At 62.2% G+C, this 17,055-nt stretch carries 14 protein-coding genes; 3 read left to right on the forward strand and 11 right to left on the reverse strand.

What is annotated here, in order from left to right:
• Window positions 1–50: 50 nt before the first annotated feature.
• The 3 genes from E4680_RS03605 to E4680_RS03615 all read right to left on the reverse strand — a co-directional run bounded on the left by E4680_RS03605 (window position 51) and on the right by E4680_RS03615 (window position 4,680).
• The gene (locus E4680_RS03605) at window positions 51–1,442 is read right to left on the reverse strand and encodes a SpoVR family protein (protein WP_135281010.1); all 1,392 of its coding nucleotides are present in this window, start codon (window positions 1,440–1,442) and stop codon (window positions 51–53) included.
• Between the two features lie 16 nt (window positions 1,443–1,458).
• Window positions 1,459–2,607, reverse strand: a complete 1,149-nt coding sequence (locus E4680_RS03610) for a DUF444 family protein (protein ID WP_135281011.1) — start codon at window positions 2,605–2,607, stop codon at window positions 1,459–1,461.
• Window positions 2,608–2,736: 129 nt separating this feature from the next.
• Window positions 2,737–4,680, reverse strand: a complete 1,944-nt coding sequence (locus E4680_RS03615; RefSeq protein WP_135281012.1) for a serine protein kinase — start codon at window positions 4,678–4,680, stop codon at window positions 2,737–2,739.
• Between the two features lie 375 nt (window positions 4,681–5,055).
• On the opposite strand from E4680_RS03615, the gene E4680_RS03620 reads away from it, so the two are divergent.
• Both E4680_RS03620 and E4680_RS03625 read left to right on the forward strand, forming a co-directional pair.
• Window positions 5,056–6,306, forward strand: a complete 1,251-nt coding sequence (locus E4680_RS03620; RefSeq protein ID WP_167792362.1) for a GGDEF domain-containing protein — start codon at window positions 5,056–5,058, stop codon at window positions 6,304–6,306.
• Window positions 6,303–7,628 (forward strand): GGDEF domain-containing protein, encoded by a 1,326-nt coding sequence (locus E4680_RS03625; protein WP_135281014.1) that lies wholly within the window; start codon window positions 6,303–6,305, stop codon window positions 7,626–7,628. The genes E4680_RS03620 and E4680_RS03625 overlap by 4 nt, the downstream gene beginning before the upstream one ends.
• Before the next feature lie 182 nt (window positions 7,629–7,810).
• On the opposite strand, the gene E4680_RS03630 is transcribed toward E4680_RS03625, so the two are convergent.
• Window positions 7,811–8,251 (reverse strand): YkvA family protein, encoded by a 441-nt coding sequence (locus tag E4680_RS03630; RefSeq protein ID WP_135281015.1) that lies wholly within the window; start codon window positions 8,249–8,251, stop codon window positions 7,811–7,813.
• A complete protein-coding gene (locus E4680_RS03635) occupies window positions 8,248–9,231 on the reverse strand; it encodes an extracellular catalytic domain type 1 short-chain-length polyhydroxyalkanoate depolymerase (protein ID WP_135281016.1) in 984 nt (327 codons plus the stop codon). The genes E4680_RS03630 and E4680_RS03635 overlap by 4 nt, the downstream gene beginning before the upstream one ends.
• Window positions 9,232–9,326: 95 nt before the next feature.
• On the opposite strand from E4680_RS03635, the gene E4680_RS03640 reads away from it, so the two are divergent.
• Window positions 9,327–11,090 (forward strand): alkaline phosphatase D family protein, encoded by a 1,764-nt coding sequence (locus E4680_RS03640; protein ID WP_135281017.1) that lies wholly within the window; start codon window positions 9,327–9,329, stop codon window positions 11,088–11,090.
• A gap of 5 nt (window positions 11,091–11,095) precedes the next feature.
• Here the strand turns inward: E4680_RS03640 and E4680_RS03645 are convergent, their stop codons facing one another.
• The 6 genes from E4680_RS03645 to E4680_RS03670 all read right to left on the reverse strand — a co-directional run bounded on the left by E4680_RS03645 (window position 11,096) and on the right by E4680_RS03670 (window position 17,004).
• Window positions 11,096–11,956, reverse strand: coding sequence for a lipopolysaccharide kinase InaA family protein (locus tag E4680_RS03645; protein WP_135281018.1), 861 nt, complete (start codon window positions 11,954–11,956; stop codon window positions 11,096–11,098).
• 166 nt (window positions 11,957–12,122) lie between these two features.
• Window positions 12,123–12,824 (reverse strand): lipopolysaccharide core heptose(II) kinase RfaY, encoded by a 702-nt coding sequence (locus E4680_RS03650; protein WP_135281019.1) that lies wholly within the window; start codon window positions 12,822–12,824, stop codon window positions 12,123–12,125.
• Window positions 12,811–13,968, reverse strand: a complete 1,158-nt coding sequence (locus tag E4680_RS03655) for a glycosyltransferase family 4 protein (RefSeq protein WP_135281020.1) — start codon at window positions 13,966–13,968, stop codon at window positions 12,811–12,813. Before E4680_RS03655 ends, E4680_RS03650 begins: the two co-directional genes overlap by 14 nt.
• Complete coding sequence (locus E4680_RS03660; RefSeq protein WP_135281021.1) at window positions 13,965–14,759, reverse strand: glycosyltransferase family 2 protein; 795 nt, start codon at window positions 14,757–14,759, stop codon at window positions 13,965–13,967. The genes E4680_RS03655 and E4680_RS03660 overlap by 4 nt, the downstream gene beginning before the upstream one ends.
• On the reverse strand, window positions 14,756–15,679 hold the full coding sequence (locus tag E4680_RS03665) for a glycosyltransferase family 2 protein (RefSeq protein ID WP_135281022.1): 924 nt from the start codon (window positions 15,677–15,679) through the stop codon (window positions 14,756–14,758). The genes E4680_RS03660 and E4680_RS03665 overlap by 4 nt, the downstream gene beginning before the upstream one ends.
• Entirely contained in the window at window positions 15,676–17,004 is a 1,329-nt protein-coding gene (locus E4680_RS03670; RefSeq protein WP_135281023.1) for an O-antigen ligase family protein, read from the reverse strand. The genes E4680_RS03665 and E4680_RS03670 overlap by 4 nt, the downstream gene beginning before the upstream one ends.
• Between the last annotated feature and the right edge of the window lie 51 nt (window positions 17,005–17,055).

A 17,055-nucleotide genomic window follows, 5' to 3' on the forward strand; every position in this document is an offset into this window, starting at 1 on the left:
CAGTTTAGTGCGGAAATGCGGCCGCTAGCATACCAGAAGTCGTTCCGGCATCACTCGCCGACTGCAAGCCGCGCTTCCTTACCCTGGCCGGTTACGGAGTACAGGACCACCGGGCGGCGCCAGATGGCGTGAATGTATTCGAGCACTTTGCGGGCTGAATCCATTTCCAGGCCGCGCTGGTCGAGCGCATGGTCCTGCTGAAGAACCAAGGTGCCGTCCCGGCGCATTTCAGTGACCTGAACATGGGGCGCGCCATAGTGATACTTGGGGGCCAGCAGGGTTTCCTTGAGCGCATCGATATCCCGGTCATGAACCACCGCCTCGCGTCCGCGGCGACGCGTGGTGTAATGGAACAGATCCAAGCGCCTGGCGAGATCCTCATCCAGATAATTGCGGATGAAACCGAAGTCATCTTCGCTGGCCATGATCTGGCGGGCGACATCCAGTCCGTGGTGTTCGATGATGTGCTCCCACAGACTAAAGCCGAGGTGATAGGGGTTGACCTGCAGCGAGATCTGCGCATCGCCTGCGTAGGGGCGGACCACGTCCGAATGAGTCTTGATTGCATCCACGTACATCTCGTCGGGCAAGAAGCGTGCCTCGCGCAGCAGGCGGGCATGCCAATAGGACGCCCAGCCCTCGTTCATGATCTGGCAGGCGAAAATTGGCTTGAAATAGAACGATTCTTCCCGCACGGCGAGAAGGATGTCGCGTTCCCAGCCGTCGAGATCCGGTGCGTAGTGGGCGATGAACCACAGCAGATCGCTCTCGGGATGGGGAGGCATCGACGCTGCGGTTCTGGGTGAACGCTCGGGCAGCGCGATGCTGCCCGGCAAGTGGGCGAAGCGGTCGCGAAACGCGTCTTGAGACGCGCCGCCACTCGGCCCCGCGGACGTGGGCGGTGTTGAACGTTCGATATCGGCATACAACGGACGCCGCAGGTCCTGATGGGTGTCGATATGCTGTTCAAGCGCAAAGGCGGCGTCCAGCACGCGTTCTACCGCTTCCATGCCATGTTCTTCGATGGCCATGGTGATGCGTTGGGCGTGATTGGCGGCCTGTTCGACGATGTGGTAGCCGGCCTGTTCCTGTACGCGCCGAAACAGCAGGTTGTTCTTGCTGAAGTCGGCATGCCCCAGGACATGGGCGGTGACCAGGATGTTTTCCGTTTCGCGGTTGGTGTCGGCGAGATAGGCGTGACCGGGATTACCGGGAATGACCACCTCGAAGATGTGCGAATGGCCCATGCGATGCTGGATGAGCTGATAGATGTAACGGACGCCGAAGGACCAGTGCGGCATGCGTACCGGCAGTCCGTAAACGGCCACCTCGACCATGAAACTGGGCGGGACCTGCTCGAACTGCACCGGGAAGTAGTCCAGCCCATAGGACTGAGCCAGAGCCTCGATTTCGTTCTGGTAGCTCAAGGGACGATGACTCATGAAATGCGCCTCTCGCTCAAGCAGCCTGAGTTTGGGTTCCGAAGAAGGCCCGGATTGCCTCCCAGATATCTTCTTCCTGGGTCAGGCTGAAACGTGCACCACGCTGGGGATCCGAAACCACTTCATCGAAGACCCGCGAGGTTTCCAGGTAGCGCTGCATCGGGCTGGGGGTCGCGACTTCGATATAGCCGGAGAAATTGGCCAGTTCGGACAAGGCGTGCAAGCTGTTGACGGCCAGTTCGTGATCATCCTGGAAGTTCTCGCCATCGGAGGCATAGAAGAAGTACACGTTGTACTGGGCCGGTGGATAGCGGGCCTCGATGATTTCCAGCGCCTTGCGAAAACAGGTTGACGCCACGGTTCCGCCTTGTCCACTGACTTGAAAGAATTCTTCTTCGCTGAACTCCCAGGCTTCCACGGTGTGACCGATGAAGGCGGTTTCCAATTGGCTGTAGCGGCGCCGGATGCCTTGCAGGACCCAGAAAAAAAACGTTTTGGCGAGCACACGTTCACGCTCGCCCATGGAGCTGGAAGCATCCAGGCCGAACAACACGACGGCCTGCGTGTTCGGACGCATGCGTCGTTTGATCTGCCGATACCGCAGATCGTCATTGGTGAAGGGCGCGGCGGGTTCCGGCTGAACGGCGCGCCGCTTGATGGCTTCTTTCATCGTGCGGCGGCGGTCCAGGCGTGCGCGAGCACCGCGTTTATCCCAGCCTTCGCGCGTCCAGTCCTCTTCTTCCAGGATGCTGCTCGCACGCGGTTCGAGTTCAGGCAGTTTCAATTCTTCCCAGATCCAGTCGACGATTTCATCGACTTTCATCTCGACCACGAACTCGACGCCGCCCTGATCGTTGCCGCCACCCCCCTCATCCGTTCCGCCGGGTTGTGGCACGGGTGAGCCGAGCGTATCGCCCGGGGACGCCTTGCCCTGACCGACGCCGGACTGTTCCTGATCCTGGCTGAGCTTGAAACGATGGTGCTCGAGAAACCGGACCGGCATGCGCACGCGGCGATTGCCGTCGGTCGAGAGAATATCGGCTTCTGCAATCAGGCGCGGCAGTTGCTCCCGCACCGAGGCTCGGATCTTGGCATTATGGCGAAGCCAGTCGCGAGCGCCACGGGAAAACAGGTCATACCAAAGATGTTCATGATGGTCGGGCATGGATCTCCCCCATGGGAAAGGGCGGCGCCCTTTCCATATGGCAAGATGAACGTTTCAGGCCGTCCTTGTCCGTCTCTCTGCATTGCTTTGTCAGCAAGAACCATTCAAGAAACAGGCCATTACTGGCCATTATTCTTGGGACAACAGGGTGGTGACGTAGTTCAGCGCTTCTTCCGCGCTGTAGTCGTCATAGCCGTACTCCTTGACCAGGCGTTCCTGAACCGCGCTGATCTTCTTGCGTGCCTCATCGTCGGGGCGGCTGGTCGAACTCACCAGCCGCAGCACGTCGCGACGTTCCTCGAACAGGTATTGCTCGATGGCCTCGTGCAGACGTGCGTGACTGTCGAGCGTGAACTTGTCTCCCTGCTTGTAGGCCACCATGGCCTTGCGCACGACCTCCTGACGGAACGATTCCTTGCCGGAGTCGGAGATCTTGATCTTTTCTTCGACCTGGCGCAGGAAACGCTCATCGGGTTTGCGTTTCTCACCGGTAACCGGGTCGATCAGTTCGCGCCGATCAAGTGTGGCTTCGACTTCATCCAGATACTTGTCGAGTAGCCCCTGGGCTTCTTCCTCGAATGAGGCGAACAGTGCCTTGTGGACATCTTGCTTGACCCAGCGGTTGTAGAAGTCCTTGCGAGCCGCCACCAGGAAGTCGATCCAGCGCCGCTTCTGTTTCGGATCCATGCGCGCGTCGGAATCGATCGCGTCCTTGATCGCCAGCAGAACCTCCATGGTGGTCAGGCTGGAGACCTTGTTACGCACAATCGCATTGGAAAGCGCATTGATCACGAACCGTGGACTGACGCCCGAAAGGCCTTCCTCGGGATGTTCGGCGCGCATACGCTCCATTTCCCCGCCGCCCATGCCTTCGACATTCTCACCGGCATACAGGCGCACCTTCTGCGCCAGTTCGAGCTTTTCGGTTTCTTCCAGTCGCGTCAGCACAGCGAACACCGCGGCGACCTGCAGGGCATGGGGATCGATATGGACATTGTAGAAAGCACTGGCCCCCGCAATCAGCTTGCGATAGATCTGTGATTCATCGCGATAATCGAGCGTGTAGGGCACCTGGACGATGACCATGCGGTCGAGCAGCGCTTCGTTCTCCTTTTCCTGGATGAACTTGTGGAACTCCGCCAGGTTGGTATGGGCAATGATCGTCTCATCCAGATAGATCAACGGGAAGCGAGAGACTTTGACGTTCTTTTCCTGCGTCAGGGTCAGCAACAGATAAAGGAATTCACGCTTGACCTTGAGAATTTCGATCATCTCCAGCATGCCCCGACTGGCCGCGTAGACGGCGCCCGACCAGGACCATGCGCGCGGATCACCCTCATCGCCGATTTCGGCCACCTTGGACAGATCGACCGACCCTACCAGGTCAGCGATGTCAGCGGTGGTGGGATCATGCGGGGCGTAAGTGCCAACACCCATGCGGTCGGCTTCGGCCAGAAAGATGCGCTCGACCGGAAACTGCATGAAGTCGCCCGCAAACTCGCGCTCCAGTCGTTCACGCGTATAGGGCGAGACTTCGCCGACGATCTCGATGCCGAAAGTGTCCCGGAACGAGGGGCGCAGGCTGTGCGGAATCAGGTGCAGCGGATTGCCGTGCACGGGGCAACCCTCGAGTCCATACAGCGCGCCTTCGTCCGTATGGCTGTACTCCTCCAGCCCGCGTTTGATCAGGATGACCATGCTTGACTTACCGCCCGAGGGTGGGCCCAGCAGCAGCAGCAGACGGCGTCCGACTTCGGTTCCCGCACTGGCCGCCTTGAAGTAATCCACGACGCGGGTCAGCGCAGTGTCCACTCCGTACAGCTCCTGCTGAAACAGGCCGGTGGGAGCGGAATCCGGGTTTTGATCGCCGGTCATGCTGCGATGCTTCCAGCGCAGCATATCCCACATGTACTGATGACTGTTGCGCGCGAGCAGATGCGGTGAAGCAGGCAGAACCTCGGCCAGGAATTGGCGCAGGTTTCCACGCCAGCGAATGGCTTTGTGCTCCCGTGAATAAGCTTCCAGGGAAGCGATCAGGGCGCGTGAATCAGGTTCGGTGGACTTGCTGGGCATGGCAATCTCCTGCACTGAGATGCGGCAATGATGCTGGCCCTTTAGACGGTTGATCTGACACGGTGTTCCAGGAAATCCGGAACCGGTTCGCACAATTCTGGTGCATCTGTGCCGAGATTCAAGGCCGGTGACGGGGGCTTGCCTTAATGCATCGACTGGCTCGACGCGAGGTTGAGCAATGACCCGGCGTGCCGGGTCTGGCATTGGCCGCGCCACCCTGAAGATGGGGCCTGCATGAAATATCAAGCAATGTCCGGGCCAAGCCGCAGGTGCCTTGCCTCTTCCCCGAAATCGATCCTAAAGATCCCGCCGGATATGCCCGCTAACCTGTTCGACCGAGGCCGGTGGGTGCCGTTCTGTGATGGATTGTGTCGAATGACCGATAGCGACAATGACTTGGACCGTAAACGCCGTCTCGCACGGCGCGCGTCGCTGACCAGCGTGCCGATCTGGATTTCCATCGCATTGCTGCAATGGCTGACTCTGCAATTTGGCATGAGCAATCTGCAATGGCAGCAGAGTCTTCCCATCTACACTGCGGTGGCCACCCTGCTTCTGGTCCATGATCTCTATTTCCGAACGTCCCTGTGCCTAACGACCGGCCTCCGGTTCAACACAGTCGGGGGCATGAGCATCGGAATCCACGTGGTGTTGGTGGCGATCTATCTGGTCATGGATCGATTCAGTTACCAGTTCGCGTTGCTGATGGCGATGGGCATGCCGGCAGGTCCAGCCTATCTTGGGCTCAACTTCGGGTTTCGTCCCACCTTGGCCTACGGCATCGTCATGTGTGTCGTCTTGATGGCCGCCTACTGGTTATTGCCGCCGTTGCCGATGACCTTGTCTCCCCCAGTTTTTTTCCTGTTCATTGCGGTGGTGATGGTCGGTTGGTGTGTGGGCGCCGCGGTCAACGGAATTCATCGCCGCAAGAAGTACATGGTGGTCGATCTGTTGCGCCAGCAACGTGTCGCCACCGAGATCATTCAGAATCAGAAATCCCGTCTCGACGATCGTACGGCCGAGCTGGCACGCGTCAACGACGCGCTGCAGCGGATGTCCGTGATGGACGGATTGACACACGTGGCCAATCGGCGCCGCTTCGATGAGGCGGTGGTGGAGGAGTGGCGACGCCGCAACCGGGCCAGCCTCGGAACCCAGCCCGCTCGCCAACCGGCTGATCTGGAAGATCTGGCGCTGATCCTGATCGATGTGGATCACTTCAAGGCTTACAACGATCGCTACGGGCATCCCGTGGGGGACGAATGTCTGCGGCGTATCGCACAGGCGATCAGCAGCGCCATCAGCCGTTCCAGTGATCTGGTGGCGCGTTATGGTGGAGAGGAATTCGCCGTGCTGCTCCCCGGCACGCCCCGCGAAGGTGCCTGCCAGGTGGCTGAGCGGATTCGCCAGGCGATTGCCGGCTTGGCCATTCCCCATGCCGATTCCACCACCGGTGATCATGTGACCATCAGCCTGGGCATCGCCGCGGCCGACAAACAGGCTGCAACAAGTCCTGAAGAACTGATCAACGCAGCGGACGCCGCGCTCTATCAAGCGAAGCGGGGCGGACGGAACCGCTGCGTCATGGCCCTTGCCGAGTGCGTGGGTCACGAGGCGACACGATGAGCGAGACTGAACAGGGGCGGAATGACAGGGCCCGGATGGGGATGGACGAGGTGACGGAACCGGCCTTACCGGGTGGGGACCTGGGCAAGAACGAAGCGATACTCACCCGGCATCGGCGAGAAGCGATGCGTGGAATTCCGCTGGCCGTGATCACTTGGGCATTGTTCTTCGTGCTGGTTTTCCTCGCACGTCGCTACCGGCTCCTGAACCTCTCGCAGGAAGCGCAGGATGTGTTCATGAGTTTGGCGATTGCCTGGACGATCGCCCAGTACGTCTACTTTCGAACCAGTCTCTGCCAGCGGATGATGTGGTCCTTTGGTAGCGCCGATCGAGGATTCGTTCTGGGTCATGGCTTGCTGGCGCTCGGATTCGTTTGGTGGGATGGCTTTTCGCTGTTCGGCGTCATGCTCATGACCTTGCTGGTGCCGACCACAACCGCGTTCCTGGGCCTGGGCGCTGGCTTTGGTTCGACCCTGTTCGTGGGGGCAATCGTTCAGGCGATCGTCTGGGTTACCTATCAGCTTGCGCCGGGTGAGGGGAAGGTCGATGGCTTGTTGTTTGCCCTTTTTTGGTGCGCCTGGCTCGTCAGTTGGCTGATCGGGGCCATCACCAACGGCAACGCCCAATCCAAGAAGCGGCTCATTGCGGCGATGCTGCGTGCACAGCGTGACAACCACGGCCTGATCGAACGGCAGACGCGGGAACTCGACGAAAAAAGCCGTGCACTGGAGCTTGCCAACGGCCGTCTGAGCCGCTTATCCATGGTCGATGGCCTGACCGAAGTTGCAAACCGTCGCCGATTCGATGAAGCGTTGCACGAAGAATGGCGGCGCGCCCGGCGCGCTCAGTTGGCCGATCAGAGCGCACCCGCCCCTGTGCCCTACGATGCAATGGCACTGCTGTTGCTGGATATCGATTATTTCAAGCAGTACAACGACCATTATGGCCATCTGGCCGGCGATGCCTGCCTGAAACAAGTCGCGGCGACCATCGCCTGCGCCATTCGTCGCAGCGGCGATCTCGTGGCGCGTTATGGCGGCGAGGAATTCGCCATCATTCTGCCGGCTACGCCGCTTGCCGGCGGGTTTAGTGTTGCCGAGCGCATCCGCCGCATGATCTGGGATGCCGCCATTCCCCACGCCGAATCCCCGCTGGGCCGGGTGACCGTCAGCATCGGCGTGGCGGACGTGCAAGGACAGGACTGCGGGGGGGAAACGGATCTGCTTCGAATGGCTGATGGCGCGCTCTATGCCGCCAAGCGGGCGGGGCGAAACCGTGTGGCACAGGCGGTGTTCGAGGTCAGCGCGCCGACGGGAGCTTGAGCGATGCAGGGCGCTCTGCTTGCGAGACCGCGGGGTCCGCATGCCGATATCAACCATACGATCAGGCGGCTTTGCCGATGCGACGGTGGCTCGGCGGGAATCAACGGCGCGTGATGGCCATCGGTGAGACCCGATGATTCAGCGTCCAGCCGGGCAGCCGATGGCGCTCACTGCGTCCGCGTTCATTCCACAACGCGCGGCAGGTGCAAGGGCTTGGCTGGCGTTGCGCCCTCTTGTGCCGATTCCCAGGCCCGGAACGCTTCCAGATCATGACTGATCTGGCGGATGACCACGGATAACACGGCGAGGTCATCCATGAATCCGATGGTGATCAGAATGTCGGGCACCGCATCAAGCGGCATGACCAGATAAATCAGCCCGGCCGTCAATGCGAGAATCGACCGATAGGGGATTTCCCGGTAGCGGCCCTGTGCGTAGGCTTTGAGCAGACGGAGTGCGGTTTCCAGCGATTCGCTGATTTCAGCGAATGCAGGATACCGATCTAGCGCCCGGGCTGCGGTTCTGGCCGCGGTACGGATGAGTTCAGTGAGGCGGTGGCGTTGACCGACAATCGACGCAGCGGCGGGCTGGACACGCTCCAGCAGTCGTTGGGGACGCATCATGATTCAAAAACTCCCGGGGACGATGCAGCCGATCGATGATGGCGCTTGAAGAACTGCCAGATTTCCCGGCTGGCATCGATGACATCATATTCCTCGCCGGCCAAGGTGCGCAGATGGGGAGGCTGGTAACCGCCAGGCCACACGTGGCCAGCGCCCTCGAGTTTCCACAGCACGATTTCGGTACCATCGTCGCACGGCGTCCAGTGTTTCCGGGTGGCTTGCCACGACCGGGGTTCACCCGGCGGTGCATGGCGCACGGTTTCGGTGACCGGTTCTGATGGACAATGGGCATACTGCACCCAACGCTGGATCGTTTTCAGGCCGCTCGGCAGGGGGACCGGCAGGAAACGTCGGCCTCCAAAGGGAAGAATGGGGTCGTCGACGCTCTGGATGTGCATGATCGAGATCGGCGCGCGCGGTTTGAAGTGCCGTAGCGCCATGGGACCGGCGACCGTCGCAACGGCCGCGAAGCGCTCGGGCGCTTCGGTCGCCAGTCGATAGGTCATCATGGCGCCGTTGGACATGCCGACGGCATACACGCGCCGTGGGTCGATGGTGAAATGCTGCGCAACATCATCGAGTACGCGCAGGATGAAGCCGACATCGTCCGGGGGATTCAGATCGGGCAGGCAGCATGCACCCGCGTTCCACAGCAGGACGTTTCCACGCCGGTTGCCTTGGGGATAAACCACAAGAACCCCTTCCCGGTGGGCAAGCGGTTCGAGATTGGCCACTTTACGATAGGTTTCAAGGGAGCCGGTGGCACCGTGGATGGCCAGGATCACCGGCATGGGACCGGCCGCGGTCTCCGACGGGAGTTGCACCTCATAGTGCCGAGCACGTCCCTCATGTGTCAGCGTAAAGCTTCGATGCAGTTCGCTCCGGGCAGACGGGTCGAGATCACTGGCGAACGCCCATCCGCTACACAGCATCAGGATCAGAAGTGTCCACAAAGGCCGACGTTTTAAACATTGTTTCATAGGAGCGGTTTAAGGTGTTCCTGGCAGTGTTGGGGTGTTAGAGGATGCTCGGGCCAAACAATTCCCGGGCGCAGCGGTGAAAAGTGGGAGGAATCATGGATCGTCGACAGGTGCTGGGTTTGCTGGGACTGGGTCTGGTGGCCCCGTATGCCTTGACTTTTCACAGGACGCTCAATGCTGCAACGGCGCCGACCGTTCCAGCGCGCGAGGCGGCCAACCGGCAGGTCTTTTCGCTGTCGGTGGCTTCCGGCGATCCGTCCCCCACCGGGGTGATCCTCTGGACGCGCATCGATCCGGCCTTCTACCGCGCCATCGAGCCGCTTCGCTTTCAGGTCGCCAAAGACCGTTTCTTTCGCCACATCGTCATGGAAGGGACGGTCGCCGGCAACCTGATCGGACCTCAGGATGACTATACCGTCAAGGTTGATCTCGACGGCCAGCTGGGCAGCGATGCCCGCTACTACTACCGGTTTATCTATGGCGAAGCGGTCAGCCCGACGGGACGCTGCCGCACCGCGCCGGCGGCGGGCATGACGCCGGACAAGATCAAGCTGGCGGTACTGACCTGTCAGGATTACACCAACGGCTACTATACGGCGCTGCGCAAACTGGCTGACCGGGATGATGTCGATTTCGTCGTGCACGTGGGCGATTTCATCTATGAAACGGCGGGCGACCCCCGCTTTCAGTCGCTGCCATTCGCCGACCGCACCATTTTGCTGCCGAGCGACGGCATCGTGGCGCTCGATCTGGCGGATTATCGCCATCTCCATCGCACCTACCGCAGCGATGCCGACCTGCAGCGCTGCATGGAGAACCACACATTCATCGCGGTCTGGGACGATCACGAAACGGCCAATGACTGCTATTGGGACGCCGCCCGCGACACCTTGGGCGCGCCCGATCATCCCTACACCGTGGATCCGATCTATGGCAACGATCCCAACTTGCTGAAGGGGTTGGCCATGGATGCCCGCAAGGCCTGGCTGGAGTTCATTCCCGCCCGCGTCACCGTCAATCCGGCAGCGACGCACCCCCATGATTTCTACGCGATCCATCGGCGTTTCTCGTTTGGCACGCTGGTGGATCTCTTCATGCTGGATGGCCGCAGTTACCGCTCACCTCACCCTTGCGGCGAAGGAGACGTGCGCGAGCGCTATGTCCCGATCGGCTGCCGCAACTACACCAATACCGATCAAACCATGCTCGGCACCGCTCAGCGCGACTGGCTCGTGACGGAGACACTCGCGTCCAACGCCCGCTGGCGCGTTTGGGGGAACCAGACGCTGATGGCGGAACTCAGCGTTGGAAGAGCGGATCGGCGGATCCCGCTCAATCTGGATGCCTGGGATGGCTATCAGGCCGAGCGCCATTATCTGGCCGAGGCCATGCGCGATGGCAGCCGGCCCAATCTGGTAGTGCTGAGCGGGGATTTTCATTCGCACATCGTGGCCCATCTCAAAGTGGACTACCGCCAGGCCAACAATCAGGATCCGGCCAATACCATCGGCGTCGAGTTCATGACCACCTCGATCACCTCTGCCGGCGGTCTCGACGCCATCAATACGGCGCTCAAGCGTGATCCGCGCAACCCGAAAATCGATGTTCCGATCGGGAATCAACTGCTCGGCGCGCTCAATCCGCACATCCGCTTTGCCGATCTCGGCCACCACGGCTACTCGGTGATGACCTTTACCGATGCCTACGCCGAATGGACGGCTTACGTGGTCGACAAGAATCAGCCCGAGGGATTCGTTCGTGAACGGGTGTTCCGTCGGCTGCGCGCCTTTGCCGACAGCACGCAGCTGCAGGAACTGCCGCCACTGGACGCTTGGGACCGGCTGCAGCGCCTCGGTTGATTCCGCTAGGGGCGGATCGATGCGGCGTTGCGATCCGAGCGCTGCGATCCGTCGGCGGCACGGCGACTGGCGTTTTCCATGAGCCGGCGTTGGGTACGCTGGTGAATTTCCCAGGCCAGCTGATTTCGCGCATGGCCTTGGCCCATCGCATCGAGATAGGCACGAAAGACACGCATGCGGTCGGTTCGGCTGATGTGTGGATGGTCCATGTTGAGCTGCGCCAGATTCTTGACTCGCCGCCACCGGGGAATGTGCCGGAAGCGCCGCGTCCCTTCGTTGTCAATAAAGGAAAAACGGGCCGCACCCTGTGGCCGCGACTCGATCTGGATATTGCTCGTGCGCAACTCGGTATGGAAAAAACCAGCCTGATGCAATCGGCCGATTTCCCGGCCGAGGCTGCGCAGCGCAGCGCGCCAGTCGGCGAGCGGCTGGCCGGCCAGTCGGGGCACTCGCGCACGCTGGTCCAGATACTTTGCCAGTGACATGCCGGGCGCGGCTTCAGTAATGACGAACGGCAAGTTGGCCACTCGCCCGCGCAGCACGACGGCCGGCGCCGAAAACCCCGCGCTGCGCAGTGCATGAGTACGCCAATCGGTGCGATAGGCCCGATCGCCGCGGAAAAGGGTTTTGACGCCTTCGTACCAGCGGCGTGGGAAGAAGATCTTCGCATAGAAGAATGGCGCCTGCGTGGTTTGGGCCACCAATGCGGATTTTGAGCTTCTGACCCGTTTCCAGCCCGGAGAGTCTCCGTCCTCGAGTAACCGGGTCAGCGCTTCATGCACGGCCAGAAGATATCGCCCTTGGGCTTCTGCGGCTTGAGGCTCATCTTGCCCAGCTGCCTCCGGTTGATGGGTGTCATGGATCATCACGCGCGCCTCGTGGCAATGGGCCGGGGAAGACCTGGACTCCCGCACGCCCTGTTGTCGTAAGGATATCTTAATAATTGGGGGTCGCGCGCACGAGCGCGGCAAGCGCGGGACCCGAGCCGCTCCCTGCCGAGATGAAGCCAGCGGGTGATGATGGGATGGTGAGCTAGGAATTCTTCGTCGCGCCGAGCAGCGATTGAAACAGGGCTGCGGTCGCCGGATCGGCGCGCCAGTTGTGCATCAGCTGGCGCCAGTCCTTGCGGCGCAGCGTTTCCTGTCGCCGTCTCGGCCGGGCTGTTTCATCGAAATCGATGAGATACACACGGTCGCCGTCAATGAGGAAATTGTTGTCCTTGGCATCACCGTGGACCATCCCGGCCGTGTGCAGGCGCCTGAGAATTTGCACCATCCGGGCCGCGATGCGCGCGCGTTCATTGGGAGACACCGCCGGATCGCCGAAGAAAGTCCGCGCGGTAACGCCCGGCAGGGCTTCGGTAATGAGGCAGGCGCCGCGGCGCAGCACGGTGCAGAACGGCTCGGTCACGATGGCGGCCGGCCGGGCGGTTGGAATTCCCAGCGCCGCGACCGCCAGAGCCATCTCATGACTGTGGAGCGCCTTGGGTCGACGCAGTGCCCGGCCGAGCTCACGCCGGAAGGGTTGGCGGCGGTAGTGCTTGAGCAGATAGCGGCGCGGCCCTATGACGACGGTGGTTACCAGGCTGGCGTGATCATCTTTGTGGATGAGGGCGCCTGCTGGCGTCATCTCACTGGACGCGAGGATCTGCATCAAACCGTCCCGGTCCGGCCAGTCTGGATTGATCCAGGCCTGCCGTTTCCCCGGCAGAGCGATCGGTTCAAGAGCGATCACGCGTCAACAGTTCCCGATACAGCGCCATCAGCTGATCGGCCATGCGGGGCAGGGTCAGCGCAACCACGGTCTCTCGTCCAGCGGCGCCGATGCGCCGGCGGATGTCAGGATCGCACAGGGCCGACATGTGCTCGGCCAGAACATGCAGGTCGAGTGCGTCGCCCAGCAGGCCGTTTTTTCCACTTTCGATGAGATCGACCGCGCCGCACTTGAGACTGGTGATCACCGGCAGGCCACTGGCCATGGCCTCCAGAACCACGTTGGCAAACGGATCGTAGAGCGTGGGCAGCACCAGAGCGTCGGCAGCGCCATACCACGGGCGGACATCGTCCTGTGGGCCGACCAGATGAACGCGGTGCGCCACGCCCAGTCGCCGCGCCAGGGCTCGATAGCGATTCGCGTGCTTGTCCTGGCCGACGGCGATCAGCTGGCTGTCCTCGCGCGGCATGCGGGCGAGCGCGGTCATGGCGGCGGCGAGATTCTTGCGCTCGAAGCCCGATCCAACGAACAGGAACACCGGTGCCTCGGGCGAGATTCCAAGGCGAGGACGGATCTGCAAGGTTTCGGCGTGCAGGGCGCCGGGCCGGAAGTGGTCGCTGTCCACACCGTTATAGATGACGCGCAGTCGTGCCGGATCGACGCCGTACTCATGGCGGATTTCTTCGGCCACCATACGTGAGTTGCAGATCACGGCGCGGAGATTCGGGCTGGCGTAGAGCCGGGCTTCCTCGGTCAGTTTGTAGCGATGGTAGGGGCTCAGGAACTGGCTGAACGTGCCCGGCCAGCCGCGCGCCCGGTTGCGCTCGCGCAGCCACACCCGGTGCACGCCGCCGCCGGCCCGGTAGAGATGGCAGCAGGGGATGCGCGTCTGCGATTGAATGAGATCGGCCTGCAGGCCGCCTAGGGTGCGGCAGGCGGCGCGCGCAAAGCTCGCCTCGCGCCACAGCCGCCCGAGGTGGAACGGATTGCAGGGGACGACATTGATGCCCGGTCCGGCCTGCGCACTTTGCCAGCGCCGCGTGACCACGGTCAGTTGCACCGAGTGGTCTTCCAGGGCGGCCAGCATGCGGGCCAGGATGCGCTCGGCCCCGCCGTCGGGGCGGTAGGCCGGATGGACAAAGGCAATGTGCAGAGGGGGGGTCATGGACGGCGGTTCCGCTCGGTGTTGCGCAGGTGATGTTCGAGAACGAAGGCGTGTTTGGCAAAGGCCGCCAGCATCGACGATGCCGCGATCAGCACCCCGCGCCAACCGTCGCGCCACGATTGCTGCAGCAACAAGATGCGCATCAGTCGACCCAGTGGGGACAGCAGGAGCTTATACGCGCGAAAGGGCTTACCGCGGGCGATGAGATCTTCCGCGCCGAGACGGGCATACGCGATGGTGCGGTGCAGGTGGTCGTCCAGCCGATCATAGGATTCGTGGAGCAAATCCCCCGCCAGGCGTCCGGTCGGGCCTGTGACCGTCAGCTGTTCGTGCACCCGGCCGCCTGTCCAGCGGGCCTGGTCGCGTGCCACAAGCCGCAGCCGCCATTCGGGGGTCCAGGCGTGGCGCAGCCACACACCGAGGTAGCGGTTGCGGCGGTTGATGAAATAGCCCGTGCGCGGCGGGTCGCCGGCGGCAAATAGCGCGCGGATGGCATCGGCGAGGGCGGGCGATACGGCCTCGTCGGCATCCAGGCTCAGCACCCAGGGCTGATGACATGCGACCAGCGCGCGGTTTTTCTGGACGGTGAAGCCCGGCCAGTCGGTGATTTCGACGCGGGCGCCGAAGCGTTCGGCTACGGCCACTGTGGCATCGGCCGAGCCGGAGTCGAGGACCACGATCTCGGCCGCCAGGCCCGAAACACTTTCCAGACACCGGGGCAGACGCGCTTCTTCATTGCGCGCGATGATTGCCACCGACAGCGGCAGCGGACGTTCAGCCGAGACAGTCATGCGTGTTGTCTCCGGGCCCAGCTGCGCAGATATTTGAACAGCAATCCGGGTTGGAGCGCCGCCTGCGGGGAAAGCCGGATCGCGGCATGAAAGTGCTGACGCGCTTCGCGTTGCCGGCCGGCGCGGCTGAGCATGCGAAAACACATCAACTGCCGATCGGCTGCGAAGGCGGCGCGTTCGGAGAGAAACACGGGCGCCAGGCGGCACGCATCGAACAGCAGCGCAGCGATCTGTTCGCTGGCCGCGCACAGCGCGTTCACGTCGTTGCGCAGGCTTGCGGGCTGGCGGTATTTCACCGCCAGCAGATCGGGCAGGCTGCGGGTGTGCCCCAAGGCCAGCATCTGGGCGAACAGCACCACATCCTCGTTGTTGCGGATGGTTTCGGGGTAAGCCAGACGGGTCGCCAGTTCGCGGCGCATGAGTACTGCGCCATGCGTCGGCCCGACGCCCTGGCCATACAGAAAACGCCGAAAATCGGCCAGCGGCGTCCCCCATCGAGCGTCCGGCGTATGGGTCTTGCGGCTGCCATCGGTTCGGACGACGGCATGACCCCCGAACAACAGGTCGGCAGGTCCATGGCTGTTCAGGTTTTCACGCAGCTGCGCGAGCGCCTCCGGGACCAACGCATCGTCGGCATCCAGGCACAGGACATAGGCGCTTTGCGCCGTGGCCATGCCGCGATTGCGAGCCGCGCCTGGGCCCGCATTGGGCTGGGTTAAGATCGTGATGCGTGCCGGGTCGCAGGCAGCATGGCGCTGGGCCAGCGCGAGCGTGCCGTCGGTGGAGCCGTCGTCCACCACGACCAGTGCCCAGTCGGGGTCGGTCTGTGCGCGGACCGAGTCGAGCGCGCGCGCGAGGAAACGTTCGGCTTGGTGGGCCGGGATGATGACGGTGATCGATGTGGGCTCAGGCGCGCTCATGAGGTGGTGGTCGACCGGAACCAGAAAGCCGGAGAATAGAGGCTACCCCAGAAGAGGGCCAGATAGGGCCAGAAAATCCACTTGGTGATGTGCGCTTCGGTCAGATTGGCGACCAGAAACATGATCAATATGGCCCATTGCATGAGCAGGAACCGACCCGGGAGGTGACCGTTCCGGTAGGCCCACAGACCGCCTCGCGCCGCCAGCACGGCAAAGCCGGCAAACAGGAGCACGCCGATCAGGCCGGTGGAGACGAGCAATTCCAGCCAGCTGTTATGCAAGTGGGGAATCTCGAACTCTCCGAGTCGATGGGAGAGATCGCCGGACATGGCAAGGGGACGTACACTGTTGATGCCGATGCCCCACCAGGGGCTCTCCTGCCAGATGGTCCAACCCCAGTGCCACAGGTGAATGCGCCGGCCGAGGGATGTATTGGGAACTGATTCCCACTGCCCGTTCTCGAGCGCTTGGACGACCACCGCTTCTTCACCAAAGCGCTCGGCGATGTGCGGCCATTGCCCAACTCCGATCAGCGCCACCAGCCCCAGCCCGGCCACGCCGCCCGCCAGCGTCCACCCGCGATAATTCGTGCGGGCCCGGATGGCGGTCAATCCCATTGGTATCGTGGCCAGGACCCCTGTTGCTATCCCGATCCAGACGCCCCGGGTTTGCGTGAACAGCAATCCCACCGTCATCAACATCACCGATACGCCCCACGCCGCGACCCGCAGCCCGAATCGCCGTCCACCGCGAGCGCCCCACGCATCGCGCGCCAGAAACAGCAATCCCAGCAGGGCGGTGGCGAAGAACAGCGCGCTGCGCTGGGGGTTCATGCCGAAACGCAGGCGACCGCCGGCAAGGCCTTTTTCCCAGTAGAGCGGGTACAGGAAATAACGCAGCATCACGATCGCGAAGGCCAGAAACAAGATGGCGTACAGCCTTCGAATCGCCTGCCAGTCACCACCCAGCCACCAGGCCACCAGAACGATGAAGCCGAGTTTCATCCAGCGGCGGGCAGCCAGGATCTGATCGCCAAGCGACCCGGGGATCCAGATCTCGCCGATGATGCAGGAAACGGCCAGGTAGAGTGCCCAGATCAGACCCAGGCGGAAGATTCCGTCGCGCAGCAAGCGCTCGCGCGCCATGGTCCAGCTCGCGGCCAGTGCGAGCAGCATCAGCCATTCGCCGACGTAGCACAGGTCCTTGTGGAGGGTGAGCATGGCCGCATACAGGATCAAGCCGGCCAGGCCGGCCTGCTCCAGGAACGCGGAGGAGGCCCGTGGCCGGGTGTTGGGAAACCACGTGCGGAGATCGGTCGGTGGCATCGCAGCTCGGGTGAAGTGATTCCAAAACCGCCAACGATACCACCATTCAGC

The organism is Candidatus Macondimonas diazotrophica, assembly GCF_004684205.1.
In the GTDB taxonomy this organism is placed as follows: Bacteria; Pseudomonadota; Gammaproteobacteria; order UBA5335; family UBA5335; genus Macondimonas; species Macondimonas diazotrophica.